Raw genomic sequence first — 1,943 nt, forward strand, 5'->3', positions numbered from 1 at the left:
GGGGGGTGCCCCTATGTCTTTGGTCAAGGTGGATGGGTGCTGATTCGGGCGTCTGGAACGATGTGCCTGTGCATGCTGATGATCAGGTTGGCGAGGGTGTCTCTGCGGAGCTCGCGGTGTTTCTCCGGGACGCTGCCGACGGCCGTCCGGTGAAGATCGTTCCTTCCGTCTGCGGCGGGTGTGGCGGGCGCGTGTTCTTCGTGCTCGTCGACGATGTCGAGGGCGGAGCCGAGCGGGTGTGCGTTGGTTGCGGAGGCCGTGCGTTCATCGCGGATAGCGAGGAGTTCTGGGAGGACGCGGATCCGGGCGAGGCATGCTGCCCGTGCGGGAGCGAGGAGTTCGAGACCGCGGTCGCGTTCTCCCTGGCCGACGACGGATCGGTCCGCTGGGTGACCGTTGGGCTGCGGTGCCGGAAGGACGGCGCCGTTGGGGTCTACGCCGACTGGAAGATCGACTACGGCCCCACGGATCACCTCCTGACCATGGTCTAGGTCTGCGGAGCGACCGCCCGGACCGGCTGCGGTTCGTAGAAGGTTCCGTCGCGGAGCATGGCGAAGAGGACGTCCGCCCGTCGTCTGGCGAGGCAGAGCAGGGCCTGCGTGTGGTGCTTTCCCTGGGCGATCTTCTTGTCGTAGTAGGCCCGCGATGCCGGGTCGCCCAGGGCAGCGAACGCGGAGAGGAAGAAAGCCCGTTTGAGCTGCTTGTTTCCCCTCCGGGACGGCTGTTCGCCGCGGATCGAGGACCCCGAACTGCGGGTCGCCGGTGCGAGTCCGGCGTAAGCGGCGAGGTGGCCTGCGGTCGGGAAGGTACTGCCGTCACCGACCTCAATGAGGATCCTGGCTCCGGTCCTGACGCCGACTCCCGGCATGGACGTCAGGACCTTCGAAAGAGGGTGAGCCTCCAGGAGTTCCTCGATCCGCCCGGCCAGGAGCTTCCGCTGATCAAGCACGGCGGTCAGGGATCCGGCCAGGCTCGGGACGATCAAAGCGGCCGCCTCGGTGCCGGGAACGGTGACGGTCTGCTCGTCCAGGGCGGTGAAGATGTCCTCGACCAGCCGCTCGGCCATCCTCGGGGCCTTGGGCCGTAACAGCGTGACCAGCCGCCGCCGGCCGGCCTTGCGGATCTGGGCCGGTGAACCGAACCGCTCCAGCAAGGTCAGGACGGCCGGGTGCTGCAGCCGCGGCCCCAGCACCCGCTCCAACGACGGATGGATCTGGGTCAGCAGGCCGTGGAGCCGGTTGGCGACGCGGGTCGCCTCGCCGGCCAGGTCGTCGTCGAACCCGACGATCATCTCCAACTCGGCGATGGTCTCGTCCTCGCTGTCGATCGCTCGCAGCGTGTGAGGCATCGCGCGGGCGGCGTCGGCGATGATGAACGCGTCCTTCGCGTCGGTCTTGGCCTCGCCCGGGTAGAGGTCGGCGATCCGCCGCATCGTGAGGCCCGGCAGGTAGGCGACCGGGCAGCCCATGTCCCTCGCAACCGCCAGCGGCAGGGCACCGATCGAGGCTGGCTGGTCGACCACGACCAGCACCGTTCCGTGCTTGGCCTTCAGCTTGGCGAACAGCTCGCGGAGTTTGGGTTCGGTGTTGGGCAGCCGCTTGTCGAAGGCCTTCTTCCCGGCCGCGGTGACGGCGGTGGCGTGGTGTTCGCCCTTGCCGACGTCCAGGCCGAGGAAGACGTCGATGTCGCCGGTGTCGATCACGTGCAGGCCCCTCCGCTCACGCTTTCGTCCGGCCTTGCCTCGGCACCGAGCTGCCACATCCACGTTACGGAGAGCTCTTCCGGCCTGGGTGAAGCCGGTGCTCAAGCCCCTCATCAGCGGTCCGTCGATGCCTCCGGGCCCGGTGACACCACCCCCCGGATCATCAACCGCAACAAGGGGGGGAAGTCATGCCGGACCCGAAGGCCGGAGGCCCCATTGCGGAGCCACGAAGAAGGTAACG

General features: G+C 68.1%; 2 protein-coding genes. One reads left to right on the forward strand and one right to left on the reverse strand.

Translation table 11 applies throughout. The annotated features are described in order from the left end of the window. Positions 1-491, forward strand: a 491-nt coding sequence (locus ACFYW5_RS37890) for a hypothetical protein (protein ID WP_389421684.1), incomplete at its 5' end; no start/stop codon positions are given. Here the strand turns inward: ACFYW5_RS37890 and ACFYW5_RS37895 are convergent. Then, on the reverse strand, positions 488-1,702 hold the full coding sequence (locus ACFYW5_RS37895) for an IS110 family transposase (protein WP_389421685.1): 1,215 nt from the start codon (positions 1,700-1,702) through the stop codon (positions 488-490). The two genes, ACFYW5_RS37890 and ACFYW5_RS37895, sit on opposite strands and share 4 nt — an antisense overlap. Positions 1,703-1,943: the final 241 nt, after the last annotated feature.

The organism is Streptomyces sp. NPDC002779, from assembly GCF_042888685.1.
In the GTDB taxonomy this organism is placed as follows: Bacteria; Actinomycetota; Actinomycetes; order Streptomycetales; family Streptomycetaceae; genus Streptomyces.